The 1,245-nt window shown below is 69.2% G+C and carries 2 protein-coding genes; both read left to right on the forward strand.

What is annotated here, in order from left to right:
* Nucleotides 1-61: 61 nt before the first annotated feature.
* Complete coding sequence (locus G555_RS0105080) at nucleotides 62-1,027, forward strand: ABC transporter substrate-binding protein (RefSeq protein ID WP_211223181.1); 966 nt, start codon at nucleotides 62-64, stop codon at nucleotides 1,025-1,027.
* A 28-nt stretch (nucleotides 1,028-1,055) separates the two neighbouring features.
* Nucleotides 1,056-1,245, forward strand: a 190-nt coding sequence (locus tag G555_RS18065) for a hypothetical protein (RefSeq protein ID WP_036921424.1), incomplete at its 3' end; no start/stop codon positions are given.

The following is a 1,245-nucleotide window of genomic DNA, read 5'->3' on the forward strand; positions in this document are numbered from 1 at the left end:
ACATCCGCTGATTCATGAGAGGGGTCCCATGCGCCGCATCGGGAAGGGTCGTACGCTCGCGATGCTCGCCGTTACCGTCGTGACCGCCCTCACCGGCTGCGCCGGCCCCGGCGCGGGTGAGATCGCAGCCACCGGCGCCGTCCGAACCGTCACCGACGCCGAGGGGACCCAGGTCCAGGTTCCGGTCTCCCCGCAGCGGGTCGTCACGCTGAGTGAGCCGACCCTCGACGGAACCCTCGCCCTGGGAATCACGCCCATCGGCACCGTGACGGGGCGCGGCCAGTCGGGCGTCCCCAACTACCTCTCCGACAGGGCTGCGAGCATCCCCCTCCTGGGAGGCATCGGGCAACCGAACTTCGAGGCCATCGGAGCGGCCAGGCCCGACCTGATCCTGGTGGACGGCACCAGCGTCAACAACAACCCGCCGGTGATCGAGGCCCTCCGCGAGGTGGCGCCCGTCGTCGTGACGGGATTCGCCGGCGGGGACTGGCGGGACAACCTACGGAACGTGGCCGCCGCACTCAACCGCAGCACCGCCGGAGAAGAGACCATCACCGCTTACGAGACTCGGGTCGAGCAGGCGAGAGCCAAGCTGTCCGGCTACGCGGGCAAGACATTCTCGGTCGTGCGCTGGCAGGGCAGCGCACCAGCGCTCATCCTGAAGGAACTCCCGCCCGGGCGCCTCCTCACCGATCTCGGGCTCGACCGCCCGGACGCCCAGGACACCTACGGACGGGGCCATTCCGAACCCGTCTCGCTGGAGAACCTCGAGCAGATCGACGCCGACTACATGTTCTTCGGGACGCTCGGCGGCTCCAGCGTCAACAACCCCGACGCCGGCGGCAGCAGCGACATCGCGGGCGCACAACAGGCCCTCGCCGCCGCCGAGAAAGTGCCCGGGTTCACCGGGCTCAAGGCATATACGGGCGATCACGTCATCCTCGTGGACGGATCTGCCTGGACGTCCACCGGCGGGCCCCTGCTCATGAACCGCCTCATCGACGACGTCCTCGAAGCCCTCGCATGACCACCGCTCACCTTCTGGAGGATCACAGATGAATCACCCGGGTCGCATCGTACGGACGGCGGTCGTCCTGCTGGCGGTGCTGCTCGCCGGATTCGGCACCGCCCCCGCGGCGAGCGCTACCGGCGAGAGGGTCACGTCGGATGGGGCCGCCTACACCGTCCCCGACACCTGGACCGCCGGAGAGAACCTCACCATCAGCGGCACCGGGTGGACCAATA

The organism is Propionicicella superfundia DSM 22317, assembly GCF_000423465.1.
Taxonomy (GTDB): Bacteria; Actinomycetota; Actinomycetes; order Propionibacteriales; family Propionibacteriaceae; genus Propionicicella; species Propionicicella superfundia.

Coding starts and splice junctions, on each gene's coding strand:
- G555_RS0105080 (WP_211223181.1), top strand. CDS start 62: ATGCTCGCCGTTACCGTCGTGACCGCCCTCACCGGCTGCGCCGGCCCC.